Genomic DNA, 19853 nt, shown 5'->3' with positions numbered 1-19853 from the left:
AGCGCAGCCGGCGCGAGGCTGGCTCCCGCCGTTGGGCCTGGCGGCCCTCAATCAGCTCCCCAAATGCCCTAAACGTCGATTTGACGTACCGGTCCGGTTGACTTGGTGCGCTCCGGCGGCTTTCTAACGCTTTCCATGGTCCACAGCGCATTGTCATGATCGAGAAAAACTACCAGCCCGCCGATATCGAGCACCGGATGGCCCGGATCTGGGAGGAGAGCGGTGCGTTCAAGGCCGGCCGGCCTGAACGCAAGGACGCCGCGCCTTTCACCATTGTGATCCCGCCGCCGAACGTGACCGGCTCGCTGCACATGGGCCACGCGCTCAACAATACGCTGCAGGACATCCTGTGCCGCTTCGAGCGGATGCGCGGCCGCGACGTGCTGTGGCAGCCCGGCACTGATCACGCCGGCATCGCCACCCAGATGGTGGTCGAGCGTCAGCTGATGGAACGGCAGGAGCCGGGCCGGCGCGACATGGGCCGCGCCAAGTTCCTCGAGCGAGTCTGGCAGTGGAAGGCCGAGAGCGGCGGTACCATCGTCAACCAGCTCAAGCGCCTCGGCGCGTCCTGCGACTGGTCGCGCGAGCGCTTCACCATGGACGAGGGCCTGTCGCGCGCCGTCGTCAAGGTGTTCGTCGAGCTGCACCGCGATGGCCTGATCTACAAGGACAAGCGCCTGGTCAATTGGGACCCGAAGCTGCTCACCGCGATCTCCGATCTCGAAGTGCAGCAGGTCGAGGTCAGGGGCCATCTCTGGTACCTGCGCTACCCGATCGAGGGCCGCAGCTTCAGCCCCGAGGATCCGAAATCGTTCATCGTGGTCGCGACGACGCGTCCCGAAACGATGCTCGGCGACACCGCGGTCGCGGTGCATCCGGACGACGAGCGCTACGCCGATCTGGTCGGCCAGCACGTCATCCTGCCGCTGGTCGGCCGCAGGATTCCGATCGTCGCCGACGACTATTCCGATCCGGAGAAGGGCTCGGGCGCGGTCAAGGTGACGCCTGCGCACGACTTCAACGACTTCGAGATCGGCAAGCGTCACGGCCTGCCGCAGATCAGCGTGCTCGACCAGGAAGGCAGCCTCAGCCTGGTGGGCAACGAGGATTATCTGCGCGGCCTGCCTGTCGGCGCCGACGAGTTCGCCGCCGAGTTTGACAAGATCGAGCGCTTCGCGGCGCGCAAGAAGATCGTCGCAAGGCTGGAGGAGTTCGGCTTCCTCGAGCGGATCGAGCCCAACACCCACATGGTGCCGCATGGCGACCGCTCCGGTGTCGTGATCGAGCCGTATCTGACCGACCAGTGGTATGTCGACGCCAAGACGCTGGCGCAGCCGGCGATCGCGGCGGTGCGCTCCGGCGAAACCACGTTCGTGCCGAAGAACTGGGAAAAGACCTATTTCGAGTGGATGGAGAACATCCAGCCCTGGTGCATCTCGCGCCAGCTCTGGTGGGGCCATCAGATCCCGGCGTGGTACGGACCCGACGGCAAGGTGTTCGTCGCCGAGACCGAGGAAGAGGCGGTCGGCCACGCGCTCGGCTATTACGTCGAGCAGGAAGTCATCACGCCGGAGCAGGGCCACGACATGGCGGTCGACCCCGCCAAGCGCGAGGGCTTCATCACGCGTGACGAGGACGTGCTCGACACCTGGTTCTCGTCGGCCCTGTGGCCGTTCTCGACGCTGGGCTGGCCGGACGACACGCCGGAGGTCGCGCGCTACTACCCGACCAATACGCTGGTTACCGGCTTCGACATCATCTTCTTCTGGGTCGCCCGCATGATGATGATGGGCCTCCATTTCATGAAGGAGGCGCCGTTCTCGACCGTCTACATCCACCGCCTCGTCCGCGACGAGAAGGGCGCCAAGATGTCGAAGTCGAAGGGCAACGTCATCGACCCGCTCGGCGTGATCGACGAATACGGCGCCGACGCGCTGCGCTTCGCGCTGACCCGCGAGGCGGCGCAAGGCCATGACATCCGCCTGTCGCCGCATCTGGTCGAGACCAACCGCAATTTCGCGACCAAGTTCTGGAACGCCTGCCGGTTCGCCGAGATGAACGAGTGCGTCAAGCCGGACGGTTTCGATCCGAAGGGCGCAAAGGAGACGTTGAACCGCTGGATCGCGCACGAAACCTCGCGCGTCACCCGCGAGGTCACCGAGACGATCGAGGATCATCGCTTCAACGATGCCGCGGGCGCGATCTACCGCTTCGTCTGGAACGTGTTCTGCGACTGGTATCTTGAGCTCGCGAAACCCGTGCTGATGGGCGAGGAGGGCGCGGCCAAGGCCGAGACCCGCGCCATGGTCGCCTGGACCCGCGACGAGATCCTCAAGCTGCTGCATCCGTTCATGCCCTTCATCACCGAGGAGCTGTGGGCGGTGACCGCAAAGCGCGACGGCCTGTTGGTGCTGGCGTCCTGGCCGCGCAAGTCGGGCGTGACCGGCGAGCAGCTGGCCGCGATCGCGACCGCCGGTCCGGTGGTCGATCCGATCATTCCGCCGGTGATTGCCGCGCTCGACGCCGACGAGTTCAGCGATCCCGCGGCCGAGGCCGAGATCGGCTGGGTGGTCGATCTCGTCACTGCGATGCGGTCGGTGAAGGCGGAAATGAACATCCCGCCGTCGACACTGACGCCGCTGGTGATCGCGGGCGCCTCCGACGAGACGCGGGACCGCGCGCGGCGCTGGAACGACACCATCAAGCGGCTCGCACGATTGTCGGATATCTCGTTTGCCGATCACCCGCCGGAAGGCGCGGTACAGCTCCTTGTCCGCGGCGAGGCGGTCGCGCTGCCGCTGAAGGGCGTGATCGATCTCGCGGCTGAACGCACGCGGCTGGAGAAGGAGCTCGGCAAGGCCGACGCCGACATCAAGCGGGTCGATGCCAAGCTCGCCAACGACAAGTTCGTCGCCAACGCGCCGGAAGAGCTCGTCGAGGAAGAGAAGGAAAAGCGCGCGGCAGCAGCGGAGCGCCGCGCCAAGATTCTCGAGGCGATCGAGCGGTTGAAGAAGGCGTCATAGCTGATAACGCCGTGGCGATCAAAACCGCTTGCTGAGGAATTTTGATCCCTTCAGCCCGTAGCGCCAGGGCAGGTCGACGGCCTTGGTGATGCCGATCCGCACCCCGGTGATGATTTCGGGTGCTTCGGTCCGCGCATGGAGCGCGATCGGGGCGCGGTCGAGCGGCAATTCGCTGTGCGCGATGGTGATGCCGAGCGCCTCGCAGAGCTTGCCGGGCCCCGAGCACAGCGCGCGCTCGTCCTCCAGCCCGCGCCGCCGGCGCATCGCCGCGAGCCCATGGGTCGGTTCGAGCGCGCGGATCAGCACGGCGCTGGCCGAGCCCGCTTCCTCGCAGACGAAGTTGACGCACCAATGGATGCCGTAGGAGCGGTAGACGTAGGAGAAGCCCGGCGGGCCGAACATCACCTGGTTGCGCGGGGTCGGCCCGCGGTAGGAATGCGCCGCCGGGTCGGTGTGATGATAGGCCTCGACCTCGGTGATGATGCCGCCGGCGCCGCCGACCAGGAAGGTCGCGCCGATCAGGTCGGGGGCGACCTCGTGGACGCTGCGATCGAAGAAGGAGCGTTTCAGCGCCTTGCCAAGGCGCGGCGCGGTCGCGCTGATGGATCGGGGTTTTTGAGCCATTTTGAGGTAGGAATCGGCATGGAACGGGTCGCAAGACTGCCAATATATGGGCAGGTCTGCTAGGGTCGCGGGGCGGGTTGCGAGCCGCGTCAACACCGATTAGCTAAGCCCTTGGTTCGGAGCATTGATCTGCCTGGATCATGCTCCCGCGACTTGCAGGCATCCATGGTCACCATCGTCGATACCATCTCCACCACTCAGCTCCGCCCACGGCACCCCGAAAAGGTGAACCGGCCGGATGCCGTGTCGCCGCCGAAGCCGGACTGGATCCGCGTTCGTGCGCCGAACACACGCGGCTATGCAGATACGCGCCGGATCGTGAAGGAGAATGGCCTCGTCACGGTATGCGAGGAGGCGGGCTGCCCCAATATCGGTGAGTGCTGGGACAAGAAGCACGCCACCTTCATGATCATGGGCGACACCTGCACGCGCGCCTGTGCGTTCTGCAACGTCAAGACCGGCATGCCCGGCGCGCTCGAGGCGAGCGAGCCGGAATACGTCGCGGAGGCCACCGCCAAGCTCGGGCTCAGTCATGTCGTGGTCACCTCGGTCGACCGCGACGATCTCGCCGACGGCGGTGCCGAGCATTTTGCCGAGACCATCCGCGCCATCCGCGCGCGCTGCCCGAGCACCACGATCGAGATCCTGACACCGGACTTCCTGCGCAAGGACGGCGCGCTGGAGCGCGTGGTCGCGGCCAAGCCCGACGTCTTCAACCACAATCTGGAAACCGTGCCGTCGCGCTATCTGACGGTCCGTCCCGGCGCCCGTTATTTCCATTCCATCCGGCTGCTGCAGCGGGTCAAGGAGATGGATCCGACCATCTTCACCAAATCAGGCATCATGGTCGGCCTCGGCGAGGAGCGGCACGAGGTGCTGCAGGTGATGGACGACCTGCGCTCGGCCGAAGTCGATTTCCTCACCATCGGCCAGTATTTGCAGCCGACCCGCAAGCATCACGCCGTGATGCGCTACGTGACGCCGGACGAGTTCGCAGGCTACGAGCGCGTCGCCTATACCAAGGGCTTTTTGATGGTGTCGGCGAGCCCGTTGACGCGCTCGTCGCATCACGCCGGCGAGGATTTCGCCAAACTGCAGGCGGCGCGCACGGCCCGCGGCCGCTAGATTTTTGCAAACGGCGGTAGGCCGGCGCCGTCACGCGCCGTTGCTTGATCGGGCCTTGACCGAACCTTGACCGAATCTTGGACTGGACCAATGCAGCGCGTTCTGGTGATGGGATCGTCGGGATCCGGCAAGTCGACCTTTGCGCGGCGGCTGTCCGCCATGACAGGGATTCCGACCGTGTCGATCGATGCGCTGTTCTGGAAACCGGGCTGGGTCGAGTCGGGCAGGGACGAATTCGAGCGCCGCATGACCGAAGCAGCCCGCGAACCGCGCTGGATCATGGATGGGAACTACATGAGGCATGGTGCGGGGCAATTGCGCCGGGAGCTCTCCGACACGATCATCTGGTTGGACCTGCCGCGGTCGACCTGCATGCTCGGTATCTTCAGGCGGATTGCCGGGAGCTATGGCCAGATCCGCCCGGAGATGGCGGAAGGCTGCCCCGAGAAGATCGATCTCGAATTCTTCCGCTACGTCTGGACCTATCGCCGGCAGCAGCGGCCGAAGCTGATCGAGTATTTTGCCGGCTTGCGGCCCGATCAATCGCTGGTCTGTTTCACCGATCGGGCGCAGGCGGATGATTATCTGAAGCGCCTCGCACTCGGGCAAAACCGTGCGAGTGTCCACTGATGCCACGATTCTCAAGCAAGCGGCGGGTCCGCCACACCGCACCTCAAATGTTCGATCTGGTCGCCGACGTCGAGCGCTATCCCGAATTCGTGCCGCTGTGCCACTCGCTCAAGATCCGCCAGCGCACGCCCAAGGACGACGGCACCGAGGTCGTGGTGGCGGACATGACGGTGTCCTTCAAGTTGGTGCGGGAAACCTTCACCAGCAAGGTGACGCTCGATCGGCCCAATCTGAAGATCCTGGTCGAATATCTGCGCGGCCCGTTCAGCAATCTGGAGAATCGCTGGAGTTTTGAGCCGAAGTCGGAAACCGAATGCGATGTCGGCTTCTTCCTGAACTACGAATTCAAGAGCCGGATGCTGGCGATGCTGATGGGCTCGATGTTCGACGCCGCATTCTCACGCTTTGCCGCGGCGTTCGAGAAGCGCGCGGATCAGGTCTACGGCAAGCCGCAGCTGTCGACGTAGCGAAGTCGTCTCGTCTACATCTCTGGAACGCAAATGGCCGGCACGAGGCCGGGCACGACTGATGGTGCGGGAGAGCGTTCGCCGACTTACGGGCAGGATCGCCGCACGCCGCCGGATGCGATGTAGGTGCCCGAAGCGGGGTCGTAGGTACGGAAACGCTGGGAGCAATAGGCGTCGTTGTTGGCCTTGGCCTGGCTCGCCGCGATCGCGCCGCCGATGATCGCGCCGGCCGCCAGCCCGCCGATGATCGCCGCGCCGTTACTGCCGCCATCGCGATAGTAACCACCGCGGTAGCCGTATCCGCCGCGATAGCCGTAACGCGGACCACCGTGCCAGTGACGATACTGCACATGCTCGACGGAGGTAGGCTGATCCTGCAATTGCGCGGGAGCGAGTGGTGCGGCGGACGAAGGCACAACAGTCGACAGCGTCATGGCGCCAGCGCTGATGGCGGCCACGACCAAAGTTCCCAACTTCATCATTTTCTCCTTGTTGTGGGATTTTGCTGTTGGACGAACAATCGAAACAGCAGAGTTGGAACAACATAAAGCGGCGAAGCCGCGTCAAAGTTCCATTTCAGGTAAGCGTCACCGGGCCGCAGTTGACACAAGCCCGTGTAAGGCGGGCCGTGGCGCGACTTGACTTTGCGTTGGGCCTATCCGCGCGGCGGCCGGCGGCGTTTCGCAGCGTGGCTCCGCGGCGACCGGGCCACCCTTGGCCGCAACCGGCTGGCCGCCTCGCGACGCGGCTTGGCGGCCTGCGGCGGGCGCGCAAGCTCCATCAGCATGCGCAATGCTTCGACCACGGAGCGCTGCCGCACCGTGCTGCGGCCGATCGCGCCAAATCGCTGCTCACGATGAATGATGCGGCCGTCGCGCGCGGCGACGGCGAAATGCACCAGGCCGACCGGCTTGCCCGGTGTCGCGCCGCCAGGGCCCGCGATGCCGGTGATCGAGACCGCAAGGTCGACGCCGGCCTTTTCCAGCGCGCCGATCGCCATCGCAGTCGCGGTTTCCTTGCTCACCGCGCCGAACGTTTCGAGCGTGGCCGCCTTGACGCCGAGCATGACCCGCTTGGCCTCGTTGGAATAGGTCACGAAGCCGCGGTCGATCACGTCGGAAGAGCCGGGGATGTCGGTGAGCGCACCCGCGACCAGGCCGCCGGTGCAGGATTCGGCGGTCGCGATGGTCAGCTTGCGCATCCGGCACAGGTCGAGCAGCGAGCGGGAGAGGGCACGAGCGTCGCTGCCGCCCATGTCAGGCACTCCGGCCTTTATCGTCCCAGCCTTTATCGTCCCAAGGGAGACGGACCGTGGCGCTCGCGGTTGCCGCGATGCCTTCCTCGCGGCCGGTGAAGCCGAGCCGCTCGCTGGTGGTGGCCTTGACCGCCACGCGCGAGACGTGGACGCCGGAGATCTCCGCGATCTTCGCCCGCATGGTGTCGCGCAACGGCCCGATCTTCGGCCGCTCGCAGATCAGCGTCACCTCGAGATTGGCAATCCGTCCGCCACGCGCGGTGACGCGCTCGACCGCGTATTTCAGGAACTGGTCGGAGGAGGCGCCTTTCCACTTGGCCTCGCTCGGCGGGAAATGCGAGCCGATATCGCCGTCGGCCAGCGCGCCGAGGATCGCGTCGACCAGCGCATGCAGCCCGACATCGCCGTCGGAATGGGCCAGGAATCCCTTCGTGTGCGGCACGCGCACGCCGCAGATCATGACATGGTCACCGTCGCCAAAGGCATGCACGTCGTAGCCGGTGCCGGTTCTGATGTCGCCGAGCTGGCTTGCGAGCCGCGCTTCCTCGCGCACGAAGTCCTCGGGTGTGGTGAGTTTCATGTTGGCAGCATCACCTTCAAACGTCGCAACCGTCAATCCCGCCCACTCGGCAAGCGCCGCATCGTCGGTGAAATCGGAGCGGCCATCGCGCGCTGCGCGACGATGCGCCTCCAATATTACGTCGAAACGAAAAGCCTGTGGCGTCTGCGCGATCCGCAGGCGCGCGCGCTCCGGCGTCGCCTCGACGTCGCCGGCATCGCCGGTGAGCTTGATGGTGTCGGTGACGGGAATCACGGGGATCGCAGCGCCGGTCCGGCCGGCTGCGGCGATCGCGCGCGAGATCACGGCTGCAGTGACGAAGGGGCGCGCGGCATCGTGGATCAGCACGATATCCGGCTTTTCGCTTGCGAGCGCCTCGAGCCCGGCATGGACCGAGGCCTGCCGGGTCGCGCCGCCCGGCGTCGGCGGCCGATGGCGGAGGCCTGCGACTGCTTCATCGAACAGCGCGGTGTCGTCAGGATTGACCACAGGCTGCACCGCAAACACGTCCGGATGTCCGGAGAACGCCTCCATGGCGCGGTAGATCACCGTCTGTCCGCCGATCGTCCGGTATTGCTTCGGCCCGCCTGCGCCGGCGCGCAGTCCACGGCCGGCTGCGACAAGGATGGCTGCGGTACGCTCAGGCTTCGGCATTTTGAACCAGTGACAGACGAATCGGGGATGAGGGGGACGGCGAGGATCGCCGCGCACAGCCCTTAGCATGACCGCTGCGCAAAAACAGAGCGTTTGCCGATGACTGTGGGAAAAGCAGATTTTGTTGCAGTGCACCTGCACTGATGATAGGAATGTCTAAACCGTAGGCATGAGCCTTGACTGCACAAGAATTGTGCGCAGAATAGGCGACGTCAGCTGCAATGGCGTGGCTGACAGAACGACGAGACGGCTGTGACCGGCGTGCAAAGTACTCCTCGTAACCCATTGAAGATCGGCGATATTGCTGTCGCCAACCGGGTTCTCCTCGCGCCCATGTCCGGCATCACCGATGCGCCCTTCCGGCGACTCGTTGCCACTTTGGGCGCCGGCCTGGTGGTCTCCGAGATGACCGCCAGCAACGATCTGGTGAACGGCAAGCCGATGTCGAAGCTGCGTTGCGAGGCAGCCGGGGTCGGGCCGCATGTGGTCCAGCTGGCGGGCTGCGAGACCCACTGGATGGCGGAGGGCGCACGGATCGCCGAAGGCGCCGGCGCCGACGTCATCGACATCAACATGGGCTGTCCGGCCCGCCACGTGACCGGGGGCCAGTCCGGCTCGGCCCTGATGCGCGACCTCGACCACGCGGTCACGCTGATCGAGGCGACGCTGTCGGCGGTCAGGGTGCCGGTCACGCTGAAGATGCGGCTCGGCTGGGATGACCGCTCGCTCAATGCACCGGAACTGGCGCGCCGCGCCGAGGCCGCCGGCGTGCAGATGATCACCGTGCATGGCCGGACCCGCTGCCAGTTCTACAAGGGCGAGGCGAACTGGAACGCGGTGCGCGCGGTCAAGGACGCCGTCACCGTCCCGGTCGTGGTCAACGGCGATATCACCTCGTTCGACAAGGCTGTCAGTGCGCTCGAGATGTCGGGCGCCGACGCCGTCATGATCGGCCGCGGCGCGCAGGGGCAGCCCTGGCTGCCGGGACAGATCGGCCGTCGCCTCGAGACCGGGATCGCCGAGGCCGCGCCGTCGCTCGCCGAGCAGCTCAAGCACGTTCGCGCGCTCTATGACGAGGTTTGCAGCCACTATGGCCTGCGCATCGGGCTCAAGCATGCACGCAAGCATCTGGGCTGGGCGCTGGAGGCTGCTGCGGCCTATAGCTGCGCGCCGGCCGCGACCTTGAAGACCTGGCGGCAGGCGATCCTGACCGCGGAAGAGCCGTCCAGCGTGCATCGCTCGCTCGCCGACGCCTACGACGATTTTGCCTGGAGTGCTGCCGCATGACGTCAGCCATGGAATTCCGCCGGCCGGTGCCGACTGACGGGGAGGCCATCCTCAATGCGCTGCCCAATCCGGTGCTGCTGGTCGCACCCGACGGGCGGATCGTCGACGCCAATATCGCAGCCGAATCATTCTTCGAGATATCGACCCAGTTCCTGCGCCGGCAGTCGCTGAAGGAACTGGTGCCGTTCGGCAGCCCGCTGCTGGCGCTGATCGAGCAGGTGCGGACGAGCGGCTCGCCGGTCAACGAATACAAGGTCGATCTCGGCACGCCGCGGATCGGCGGCGATCGCCAGGTCGATCTGCACGTCGCGCCGCTGACCGAGCGGCCCGGGCATATCGTGGTGATGCTGCAGGAGCGTACCATCGCCGACAAGATGGATCGCCAGCTCACCCATCGCAGCGCGGCGCGCTCGGTGATCGCGCTGGCGGCGATGCTCGCCCACGAGATCAAGAACCCGCTGTCGGGCATCCGCGGCGCGGCGCAGCTTTTGGAGCAGCAGGCGTCCTCCGAGGACCGGCTGCTGACACGACTGATCTGCGACGAGGCGGACCGCATCGTGACGCTGGTCGACCGCATGGAGGTGTTCGGCGACGACCGCCCGGTGGCGCGCGGTCCGGTCAACATCCATTCCGTGCTCGATCATGTGAAGCGCCTGGCGCAGTCCGGCTTTGCCCGCAATGTCCGCTTCATCGAGGACTACGATCCGTCGTTGCCGCCGGTGCTGGCCAACCAGGACCAGCTGATCCAGGTGTTCCTCAACCTCGTGAAGAACGCGGCCGAAGCGGTGGCCGATCTCGGCACCGATGCCGAGATCCAGCTCACCACTGCGTTCCGGCCAGGCGTGCGGCTGTCGGTGCCCGGCAAGAAATCGCGGGTCTCGCTGCCGCTGGAATTCTGCGTCAAGGACAACGGCTCTGGCGTGCCGGAAGACCTGCTGCCGAACCTGTTCGATCCCTTCGTCACCACCAAGCAGACCGGCAGCGGGCTCGGCCTCGCGCTGGTCGCCAAGATCGTCGGCGATCACGGCGGCATCATCGAATGCGAGTCGCAGCCGCGCAAAACCACTTTCCGCGTGCTGATGCCGATGTACAGCGCCGCCAAGCAACTCGACCAAAGCAACCGCGATGACGTTCCGGGTACGTCCTCGCCTGCCTCTCAGGATGCACGATGAGGAACACCAATGCCTGCAGGTAGCATACTTGTCGCTGACGACGACACCGCCATCCGGACCGTCCTGAACCAGGCGCTGTCGCGCGCCGGCTATGAGGTTCGCCTCACCGGCAACGCCGCCACGCTGTGGCGCTGGGTCAGCCAAGGCGAGGGCGATCTTGTCATCACCGACGTGGTGATGCCCGACGAGAACGCATTCGATCTCTTGCCGCGGATCAAGAAGATGCGGCCGAATTTGCCGGTCATCGTGATGAGCGCGCAGAACACCTTCATGACCGCGATCCGGGCCTCCGAGCGCGGCGCCTACGAATATCTGCCGAAGCCGTTCGACCTGAAGGAGCTGATCACCATCGTCGGCCGCGCGCTGGCCGAGCCGAAGGAGCGGGTCTCCAGTCCCGCCGATGACGGCGAGTTCGACTCGATCCCGCTGGTCGGCCGTTCGCCGGCGATGCAGGAAATCTACCGCGTGCTGGCGCGGCTGATGCAGACCGACCTCACCGTGATGATCTCGGGCGAATCAGGCACCGGCAAGGAGCTGGTCGCACGTGCGCTGCACGACTACGGACGGCGCCGCAACGGCCCGTTCGTCGCGGTCAACATGGCGGCGATCCCGCGCGACCTGATCGAATCGGAGCTGTTCGGCCATGAGCGCGGCGCCTTCACCGGCGCCAACACCCGCGCCTCCGGCCGCTTCGAGCAGGCCGAGGGCGGCACGCTGTTCCTCGACGAGATCGGCGACATGCCGATGGAGGCGCAGACCCGGCTGCTCCGCGTGCTGCAGCAGGGCGAATACACCACCGTCGGCGGCCGCACCCCAATCAAGACCGATGTCCGCATCGTCGCCGCCTCCAACAAGGACCTGCGCATCCTGATCCAACAGGGGCTGTTCCGCGAGGATCTGTTCTTCCGCCTGAACGTGGTGCCGCTGCGGCTGCCGCCGCTGCGCGAGCGCATCGAGGATCTGCCCGACCTGATCCGGCACTTCTTCTCGCTCGCCGAGAAGGACGGCCTGCCGCCGAAGAAGCTCGACGCCCAGGCGCTCGAGCGGCTCAAGCAGCACCGCTGGCCGGGCAACGTCCGCGAGCTGGAAAACCTCGCCCGGCGGCTCGCCGCGCTCTATCCGCAGGACGTCATCACGTCTTCCGTCATCGACGGCGAGCTGGCGCCGCCGGCGGTCACCTCGGGCAGCACGGCGACCGTCGGCGTCGACAATCTCGGCGGCGCGGTCGAGGCCTATCTGTCCTCGCACTTCTCCGGCTTCCCGAACGGCGTGCCGCCGCCGGGCCTCTACCACCGTATCCTCAAGGAGATCGAGATCCCGCTGCTGACCGCCGCGCTGGCGGCGACTCGCGGCAACCAGATCCGGGCCGCCGACCTGCTCGGGTTGAACCGCAATACGCTGCGCAAGAAGATCCGCGACCTCGACATCCAAGTCTACCGGAGCGGCGGCTAGGGCTGCCAGGGCGGGGCGCGAGCCTCGCTTCAAGCTCGCTACCGTTATTGAGTAGTCACAAATGGTTTTGGGGACACGGCGCCGCACCAGGGGTTTGCGCCGCGGAAATGTCGCAATTCGGCAACATTGTGATATGATTGCATCAGTTCGCAATTCCCGCGGGCGATCGCTCTCAGCTCAATTGCCGGTATGACCAGCGCAGAGACCACCGCTTCAACATTACGCGCCCCGTCGGCCGAGCCCAATGCAGAGGCGCGGGGCTTCCCGCTGCGGCGCTGGCTGGCGCCGTTTGCCGTGGCCATCGCGCTGCTGTCCGCCTTCCTGACCTTCGTGGTGCTGACCGGGCTGACCCCGATCGAGCCCACGTCCGAGGTGGTCCGCTCCTTCCTGATGATCAATGCCGGCACCATCCTGCTGCTGGTCGGCATCATCGTCCGGGAAGTCTGGCAGATGGTGCAGGCGAGGCGGCGCGGCCGGGCCGCGGCGCGGCTGCATGTGCAGATTGTCGGCCTGTTCTCGGTGATCGCGGTGCTGCCCGCCGTGCTGGTGTCGATCGTCGCCAACGTCACCATCGAGCGCGGCCTCGACCGGCTGTTCTCGGGTCCCACCAAGCAGGTGATCCAGAATTCGCTGACCATCGCCAGTGCCTACATGCAGGAGCACGCCCAGCTCATCAACGGCGACACGCTGGCGATGGCCAATGACCTCGCCCATGCCCGGCCGCTCTACGACCAGGATCGCATGACGTTCCTGCAGCTGATGACGGCCGGCGCCGAGTCGCGCAATCTTCCGGTCGCGGTGCTGATGGACAAGGACGGCAAGATCGTCGCCAGCGCCGAGACCGGCGTTCGCCTGAACTACGAGGCGCCGCCGCCCGACATCCTGAAGGACATCAACGAGACCGAGCCGAAGATCTCGGTCTTTCCGGAAAACTACGTCGCCTCCGTGGTCCGCCTGCGGGCCTATGACGACATGTTCCTGTATGTGGCGCGGCTGCTCGATCCGGCGGTGGTTGCCCAGCTCAAGCAGACCCAGACCAGCGCGGCCGAATATGCCCAGCTCGAGACCCGCAGGCTCGGCATCCAGGTCGCGTTCGCGCTGATGTTCGCGGTGATCGCGCTGACCATCCTGATGGCCTCGGTGCTGATCGGACTGAACTTCGCCAACGGGCTGGTGTCGCCGATCCGCCAGCTGATGGGTGCGGCGAGCGAGGTCTCGACCGGCAATCTCAATGTCCAGGTGCCGGTCAACAAGTCGGAAAGCGACCTCGCGCTGCTCGGCGAAATCTTCAACAAGATGACCCAGGAGCTGCGCACCCAGCGCAACGAGCTGGTCGACGCCAGCGAGACCATCGACAGCCGCCGCCGTTTCATCGAAGCGGTGCTGTCGTCGGCCTCTGCCGGCATCATCGGGGTCGACGCCTCAGGCACCATCGGCGTCCTCAACCGCTCGGCGGAGAAGCTGATCGGGCACGCCGAATCGGAGACGCTCGGCCATCCGCTCTCGGACGTGTTGCCCGAGCTCGACGAGATGATGAAAACCGCGCGCGAGGGAACGCAGCGCCTAGTGCAGGGGCAGGTCACGATCCTGCGCGACGGCCATGAGCGCAATCTGTCGGTCCGCGTCTCGGCCGAGCAGACCAGCCAGTCGCGCGACAGCTACATCATCACACTCGACGACATCACCGAGCTGGTGTCGGCGCAGCGCACCTCGGCCTGGGGCGACGTCGCCCGCCGCATCGCCCACGAGATCAAGAACCCGCTGACCCCGATCCAGCTCTCCGCCGAGCGCATCCGCCGCAAGTTCGGCAAGACCATCACCGAGGAGAAGGACAAGTCGATCTTCGAGCAGTGCACCGATACCATCGTGCGCCAGGTCGACGACATCAGGCGGATGGTCGACGAGTTCTCGCGCTTTGCGCGGATGCCGAAGCCGGTGATGGAAGGGGAGGACGTCGCCGACGTGGTGCGCCAGGCGGTGTTCCTGATGAAGGTCGCGCATCCCGATCTCGACATCGAGGCCGACATCAAGCAGTCGCCGCTGCCCGCGCAGTTCGACCGCCGGCTGATCTCGCAGGCGCTGACCAACATCATCAAGAACGCCACCGAGGCGATCGAGCAGGTGCCGCGCGAGGAACTCGGCAAGGGCCGCATCGACGTCGTGGCGCAGCGCGCGAACGACGACATCCTGATCGACGTGGTCGACAACGGCATCGGCCTGCCCAAGGTCGCCCGCGCGCGCCTGCTCGAGCCCTATGTCACGACCCGGGCGAAGGGCACCGGCCTCGGCCTGGCGATCGTCGGCCGCGTTCTGGAGGACCATGGCGGCCGCATCGAGCTCAAGGATGCCTCCGATTTCCGCGACGGCCAGCGCGGTGCCTGGATGCGGCTGCGCTTTGCCGTCACGGGACACGCGGCCAAGCCGGAGAACAAGCCCGAAAGCAAGGACCAAAAACCGGACGTCAAACCGGACAAGGCCGAACCGGAAAGTGAAAAAAATCCGCCGGAGGAGCCGACCAACGGCCCGGCGCAAGCGACCAACAATGAACCAAAAATCCAAGAACCGACCCAAGAACCAATCCAAGAACCTATCCGAGATCCCGCTGATCAGGGGCCAAACAATCAAGAGCCAAATGCGCAAAAGCCAAAATTCAAAGCCGCGACGAGCGACTGACAAGGCAGGTGTAACCCATGGCAAGTGACATTCTGATTGTCGACGACGAAGCTGACATTCGCGACCTCGTTGCGGGTATTCTGGACGATGAGGGCTTTTCCACGCGCACCGCGCGCGACAGCGACTCGGCGCTCGCCGAGATCGCCAATCGCCGGCCCAATCTGGTCTTCCTCGACATCTGGCTGCAGGGCTCCAAGCTCGACGGCCTGCAGCTGCTCGAGCAGATCAAGAAGGACAATGCCGATCTGCCCGTCGTGATGATCTCGGGCCACGGCAACATCGAGACCGCGGTCGCCGCGATCAAGCGCGGTGCCTACGACTTCATCGAGAAGCCGTTCAAGTCGGACCGGCTGATCCTGGTCGCGACCCGGGCGCTGGAAACCTCGCGGCTCAAGCGCGAGGTGAAGGAGCTCAAGCAGCTGGCTCCGGCGGCGAGCGTCCTGACCGGCCGCTCGGCCTGCATGAACCAGCTGCGCCAGACCATCGACCGCGCCGCCAAGGCCAACAGCCGCATCCTGATCGTCGGTCCCTCCGGCGCCGGCAAGGAGCTTGCCGCGCGCACGCTGCACCATGCCTCCGGGCGCGCCGAGGGGCCGTTCGTGGTGATCAATGCGGCCGCGATCACGCCGGAGCGCATGGAGATCGAGCTGTTCGGCATCGAGGGATCGAACGGCGAGCAGCAGCGCAAGGCCGGCGCGCTCGAGGAGGCGCATGGCGGCACGCTGTTCATCGACGAGATCGCGGATATGCCGCGCGAGACCCAGAACAAGATTCTGCGCGTGCTGGTCGATCAGACCTTCCAGCGCCAGGGCGGCACCGGCAAGGTCCATGTCGACGTCCGCATCATCTCCTCGACCGCGCGCAATCTCGAGGAGGAGATCGCCGCAGGCCGCTTCCGCGAGGACCTCTATCATCGCCTCTCGGTGGTGCCGATCCGGGTGCCGCCGCTGTCGGAGCGACGCGAGGACATCCCCGAGCTGATCGACTATTTCATGGACCAGATCTCGGCCGCCACCGGCCTGCCGAAGCGGCAGATCGGGCAGGACGCGATGGCGGTCCTGCAGTCGCACGTCTGGCCGGGCAACGTCCGCCAGCTCCGCAACAATGTCGAGCGCGTGATGATCCTGGCCGGCGGCGGTCCGGAGGCGATCATCACCGCCGACATGCTGCCGCAGGACGTCGGCTCGATGGTGCCGGCGATGCCGACCTCCAACAATGGCGAGCACATCATGGGCCTGCCGTTGCGCGAGGCGCGCGAGGTGTTCGAGCGCGACTATCTGATCGCCCAGATCAGCCGCTTCTCCGGCAATATCTCGCGCACCGCGGAGTTCGTCGGCATGGAGCGCTCGGCGCTGCATCGCAAGCTGAAGGCGCTCGGGGTCGGCTGACCCCGGCGCGGCAGGCCGGCAGTCCGCTGGCGGCTCGAAGCGAAGCCCCGGCGGTCACCCGCCGGGGAGCCGACAGGCGGCTCTCGGGGCGGTTTGGATCGATCGGCGGGGCGAGGGCGGGGCCGGTACAACCGGGGATTTATCCACTCTCCACGAGAATATTCGTCTCCTTCCCCGCACTTTCTTAGAATTGCCACCGTGTTCCTACCGACTGCACCGCGAACTAGCTTGCCTAAAAACCGCGCGTAGCCTCTAATCCTACCGCTATGCCTGCCGGAGGGGGATCTCGTGGCAGGTGGGCAGCCGGAGGAGGCTCCGTCAGAGAGCAACAACCGGTTCAATAAAAAGAAGCACAAGCTTGCGGGACAAAAACAATGGCGGCAGACCGCGCACAAAATCTACAAGACACCTTCCTTAATCACGTTCGTAAAACCAAGACGCCACTGACGATATTTCTGGTCAACGGAGTAAAGCTGCAGGGCATTGTCACATGGTTCGACAATTTCTGCTTGCTGCTGCGGCGCGACGGTCACTCGCAGCTGGTCTACAAGCACGCGATCTCGACCATCATGCCCGGAGCTCCGATTCAGTTGTTCGAAGGTGGTGAGGACGCACCGGCTTGAGAGTGAACTGATTGGAACCCTTCAATCGTGAAGGGGGCGCCGACCGTGCCCGGTCGGCGGGGGACGGCAGCACCGGGCGGGTGATCGTCATCGGCCCGTACCTGCGCACGCGCCGTGGCGACGGCGATGCGCAAACGGATTCCTCTGTCCGCGACTATGAAGCGCGGATCGAGGAAGCCGCCGGCCTCGCCGGTGCGATCGACCTCACGGTGGTGGACTCCGTGATCGCGCCGATCAGCCAGATCCGGCCCGCGACTTACCTCGGCAAGGGCAAGGTCGAGGAGATCAACGGGCTCGTCACCAGCAACCAGGTCGAGCTCGTGGTGATGGATTGCGCGCTGTCGCCGATCCAGCAGCGCAATCTCGAGAAGGCCTGGAGCACCAAGGTGCTCGACCGCACCGGCCTGATCCTGGAAATCTTCGGCCGCCGCGCCAAGACCAAGGAAGGCGCGCTGCAGGTCGAGCTCGCCCATCTCAACTATCAGCGCAGCCGTCTGGTGCGGTCCTGGACCCATCTCGAGCGCCAGCGTGGCGGCTTCGGCTTCATGGGTGGCCCCGGCGAAACCCAGATCGAGGCCGACCGCCGCCTGATCAGCGAGCGCATCACCAAGCTCGAAGGCGAGTTGAAGAAGGTGCAGGCGACGCGGCGGCTGCATCGCGCCGGCCGCCAGCGCGTGCCGTATCGCGTGGTGGCGCTGGTCGGCTACACCAATGCCGGCAAATCGACGCTGTTCAACCGCCTGACCCGCGCCGACGTGCAGGCCGCGGACATGCTGTTTGCGACGCTCGACCCGACCCTGCGCGCGCTCAACCTGCCGCATGGCGGCAAGGCGATGCTGTCGGACACGGTCGGCTTCATCTCCAATTTGCCGACCCAGCTGGTGGCCGCGTTCCGCGCCACGCTGGAAGAGGTGCTGGAAGCCGACATCATCCTGCATGTCCGCGACATCTCCCATGAGGACGCGGAGGCGCAGGAGCGCGACGTCGAGGCGGTGTTGCGCCAGCTCGGCATCGATCCCGATGCCGACGGTGGCCAGCGCATCATCGAGGTCTGGAACAAGATCGACCGCTTCGATCCCGAGGAGCGGGACAATTTGCGCAATATCGCCGCGCGCCGTCCGCCGGAGCGGCCATGCTTCCTGGTTTCGGCCGCAACAGGCGAGGGGATCGATGCGCTGCTCGCCGCGATCGAGGATCGCCTCGCGGCCAAGCGCTCGACGCTCAATCTTTCGATCGACGCCTCCGATGGCGCCGGCATCAGCTGGCTGCACCGCAATGCCGAGGTTCTGAACAAGGAGCTGCATGGCGAGCGCTTCGACATGACGGTGCGCGTCGACGAGACCAAGCGCGACATCGTGATGAGCCGGTTCGCCGCTGTCCCCTACGAGGCGTAAGCCCTCGAATACGGGCCCTGCAATCTTCCGAAATATGACGATGCCGTGACGTTGCAGGGCGCCGATGCGCCTGCGACGCGGCGTCGCACTTTCTGTTTGAAATCCGCGCCGCCTTGGTTCATTGCGCTGCAGAACGCGAAGCCGAGGCGGATCGATGCAGGACACCAGCGAAACCATCACGAAAGAGACGCTCGCCGGCCAGAGCGGTGATCTTGCCCAGGAGCGGGCGCCCGAAATCGTCGAGGCGCTCAATGCCCGGGAGCCCGCGGATGCCGCGAAGCTGCTGCGATCGCTGCCGGCCGAGAAGGCGATCGAGGTGCTTGACCTGCCCGGACTCGACAACACCTGCGAGATCCTCGCCGAGCTGCCGAAGGATACCGCGGTCTCGCTGCTGTCGGGCGTCTCCGACGACCGTGCCGCCGATATCTTCAAGGAGCTGGTCGAGCCGCTGCGCACCACGCTGCTGAACGGGCTCAATCCGGAGACCCGCAACGTCATCTCCGGGCTGTTGGCCTATCCCGAGCGCAGCGCCGGCAGCATCATGACGACCGAGTTCGTCAGCGTGCCCTCGAGCTGGACCATCGCCGAGGTCCTGCATCACATCCGGATGGTCGAGCGCACCCGCGAGACCGTCTACTCGATCTTCGTGATCGACCCGGTCAAGAAGACCCTGATCCAGGCCGTGCCGCTGCGCCGCCTGATCTCGGGCGATCCGCACGCCAATGTGCTGACCGCGGCGCCGGCGCGGAAGCCGTTGATGATCTCGCCGGAGGCCGACCGCATGGAGGCGGCGCGGCTGATCTCGCGCTACGACCTGCTCGCCGTCGCCGTCGTCGACGGCCCCGGCCATATCCTCGGCATCGTCACGGTCGACGACGTCATCGACGCCATCGTCGAGGAATCGACCGAGGACGCCCAGAAGTTCGGCGGCATGGAAGCGATCGACGAGCCGTATTTGCGGATCGGTTTCGGCGAGATGATCAAGAAGCGCGCCGGCTGGCTGTGCGCACTGTTCCTGTCGGAAATGCTGACCGCGACCGCAATGCAGTCGTACCAGAGTGAGCTCGAGAAGGCGATCGTCCTGACGCTCTTCATCCCGTTGATCATGAGCTCGGGCGGCAATTCCGGCTCCCAGGCAACCTCGCTGTTGATCCGTTCGCTGGCACTGCACGAGGTGCGGCTGCGCGACTGGTGGCGTGTCGCCGTGCGGGAATTGCCGACAGGCATCGTGCTCGGCGCCATTCTCGGCCTGATCGGCGTCGTCAGGATCACGCTCTGGCAGACGCTCGGCCTGTTCGACTACGGCCCGCATTGGGTGCTCGTCGCAGCGACCGTCGGCACCGCACTGATCGGCATCGTCACCTTCGGATCGCTGTGCGGCTCGATGCTGCCCTTCATCCTCAAGCGCATCGGCTTCGACCCGGCCAGCGCGTCGGCACCGTTCGTCGCGACACTGGTCGACGTCACCGGTCTCGTGATCTATTTCGGCGTTGCCGCGGTGATCCTGCGCGGGACGCTGTTGTAGGC

The 19853-nt window shown here is 65.7% G+C and carries 16 protein-coding genes; 12 read left to right on the top strand and 4 right to left on the bottom strand.

Annotated features, from left to right (window positions below; genetic code table 11):
* Positions 1-155 precede the first annotated feature (155 nt).
* Positions 156-3023: a valine--tRNA ligase gene (locus ACVI1L_RS35165; RefSeq protein WP_456784984.1), complete on the top strand. Its 2868-nt coding sequence runs from the start codon at positions 156-158 to the stop codon at positions 3021-3023.
* Between the two features lie 18 nt (positions 3024-3041).
* On the opposite strand, the gene ACVI1L_RS35160 is transcribed toward ACVI1L_RS35165, so the two are convergent.
* Entirely contained in the window at positions 3042-3647 is a 606-nt protein-coding gene (locus ACVI1L_RS35160; RefSeq protein ID WP_057016570.1) for a DNA-3-methyladenine glycosylase, read from the bottom strand.
* A 165-nt stretch (positions 3648-3812) separates the two neighbouring features.
* On the opposite strand from ACVI1L_RS35160, the gene lipA reads away from it, so the two are divergent.
* The 3 genes from lipA to ACVI1L_RS35145 all read left to right on the top strand — a co-directional run bounded on the left by lipA (position 3813) and on the right by ACVI1L_RS35145 (position 5869).
* The gene (gene lipA, locus ACVI1L_RS35155; protein WP_456784983.1) at positions 3813-4772 is read left to right on the top strand and encodes a lipoyl synthase; all 960 of its coding nucleotides are present in this window, start codon (positions 3813-3815) and stop codon (positions 4770-4772) included.
* A gap of 90 nt (positions 4773-4862) precedes the next feature.
* Positions 4863-5402, top strand: a complete 540-nt coding sequence (locus ACVI1L_RS35150; RefSeq protein ID WP_456784982.1) for a DNA topology modulation protein — start codon at positions 4863-4865, stop codon at positions 5400-5402.
* The gene (locus ACVI1L_RS35145; RefSeq protein ID WP_456784981.1) at positions 5402-5869 is read left to right on the top strand and encodes a type II toxin-antitoxin system RatA family toxin; all 468 of its coding nucleotides are present in this window, start codon (positions 5402-5404) and stop codon (positions 5867-5869) included. Before ACVI1L_RS35150 ends, ACVI1L_RS35145 begins: the two co-directional genes overlap by 1 nt.
* Before the next feature lie 86 nt (positions 5870-5955).
* Here the strand turns inward: ACVI1L_RS35145 and ACVI1L_RS35140 are convergent, their stop codons facing one another.
* From ACVI1L_RS35140 to ACVI1L_RS35130, 3 genes are all read right to left on the bottom strand, one after another.
* The gene (locus ACVI1L_RS35140; protein WP_057016574.1) at positions 5956-6351 is read right to left on the bottom strand and encodes a BA14K family protein; all 396 of its coding nucleotides are present in this window, start codon (positions 6349-6351) and stop codon (positions 5956-5958) included.
* A 173-nt stretch (positions 6352-6524) separates the two neighbouring features.
* Positions 6525-7124 carry a CinA family protein gene (locus ACVI1L_RS35135; RefSeq protein ID WP_038386736.1) on the bottom strand — a complete coding sequence of 200 codons (600 nt, stop codon included), beginning with the start codon at positions 7122-7124 and terminating at the stop codon, positions 6525-6527.
* A 1-nt stretch (position 7125) separates the two neighbouring features.
* The gene (locus tag ACVI1L_RS35130; RefSeq protein ID WP_253590211.1) at positions 7126-8337 is read right to left on the bottom strand and encodes a bifunctional 2-C-methyl-D-erythritol 4-phosphate cytidylyltransferase/2-C-methyl-D-erythritol 2,4-cyclodiphosphate synthase; all 1212 of its coding nucleotides are present in this window, start codon (positions 8335-8337) and stop codon (positions 7126-7128) included.
* Between the two features lie 285 nt (positions 8338-8622).
* Between ACVI1L_RS35130 and dusB the strand changes: the two genes are divergently transcribed.
* The 8 genes from dusB (at position 8623) to mgtE (ending at position 19851) form a co-directional block, all read left to right on the top strand.
* Positions 8623-9624 carry a tRNA dihydrouridine synthase DusB gene (gene dusB, locus ACVI1L_RS35125; RefSeq protein WP_456785647.1) on the top strand — a complete coding sequence of 334 codons (1002 nt, stop codon included), beginning with the start codon at positions 8623-8625 and terminating at the stop codon, positions 9622-9624.
* Positions 9621-10796, top strand: a complete 1176-nt coding sequence (locus ACVI1L_RS35120) for a two-component system sensor histidine kinase NtrB (RefSeq protein ID WP_026192783.1) — start codon at positions 9621-9623, stop codon at positions 10794-10796. The genes dusB and ACVI1L_RS35120 overlap by 4 nt, the downstream gene beginning before the upstream one ends.
* 9 nt (positions 10797-10805) lie before the next feature.
* A complete protein-coding gene (gene ntrC / locus ACVI1L_RS35115; protein ID WP_050419700.1) occupies positions 10806-12248 on the top strand; it encodes a nitrogen regulation protein NR(I) in 1443 nt (480 codons plus the stop codon).
* Between the two features lie 189 nt (positions 12249-12437).
* Positions 12438-14921, top strand: a complete 2484-nt coding sequence (locus ACVI1L_RS35110) for an ATP-binding protein (protein WP_253590212.1) — start codon at positions 12438-12440, stop codon at positions 14919-14921.
* A gap of 17 nt (positions 14922-14938) precedes the next feature.
* Positions 14939-16309 carry a nitrogen assimilation response regulator NtrX gene (gene ntrX, locus ACVI1L_RS35105; protein ID WP_028331957.1) on the top strand — a complete coding sequence of 457 codons (1371 nt, stop codon included), beginning with the start codon at positions 14939-14941 and terminating at the stop codon, positions 16307-16309.
* A gap of 374 nt (positions 16310-16683) precedes the next feature.
* Positions 16684-16932 (top strand): RNA chaperone Hfq, encoded by a 249-nt coding sequence (gene hfq / locus ACVI1L_RS35100; RefSeq protein WP_006020546.1) that lies wholly within the window; start codon positions 16684-16686, stop codon positions 16930-16932.
* A gap of 11 nt (positions 16933-16943) precedes the next feature.
* Positions 16944-18326 carry a GTPase HflX gene (gene hflX, locus ACVI1L_RS35095; RefSeq protein WP_456784980.1) on the top strand — a complete coding sequence of 461 codons (1383 nt, stop codon included), beginning with the start codon at positions 16944-16946 and terminating at the stop codon, positions 18324-18326.
* A gap of 154 nt (positions 18327-18480) precedes the next feature.
* On the top strand, positions 18481-19851 hold the full coding sequence (gene mgtE / locus ACVI1L_RS35090) for a magnesium transporter (RefSeq protein ID WP_057016580.1): 1371 nt from the start codon (positions 18481-18483) through the stop codon (positions 19849-19851).
* Positions 19852-19853 lie beyond the last annotated feature (2 nt).

This window comes from Bradyrhizobium sp. USDA 4516 (assembly GCF_054055915.1).
This window is presented reverse-complemented; position numbering and strand designations above follow the sequence as displayed.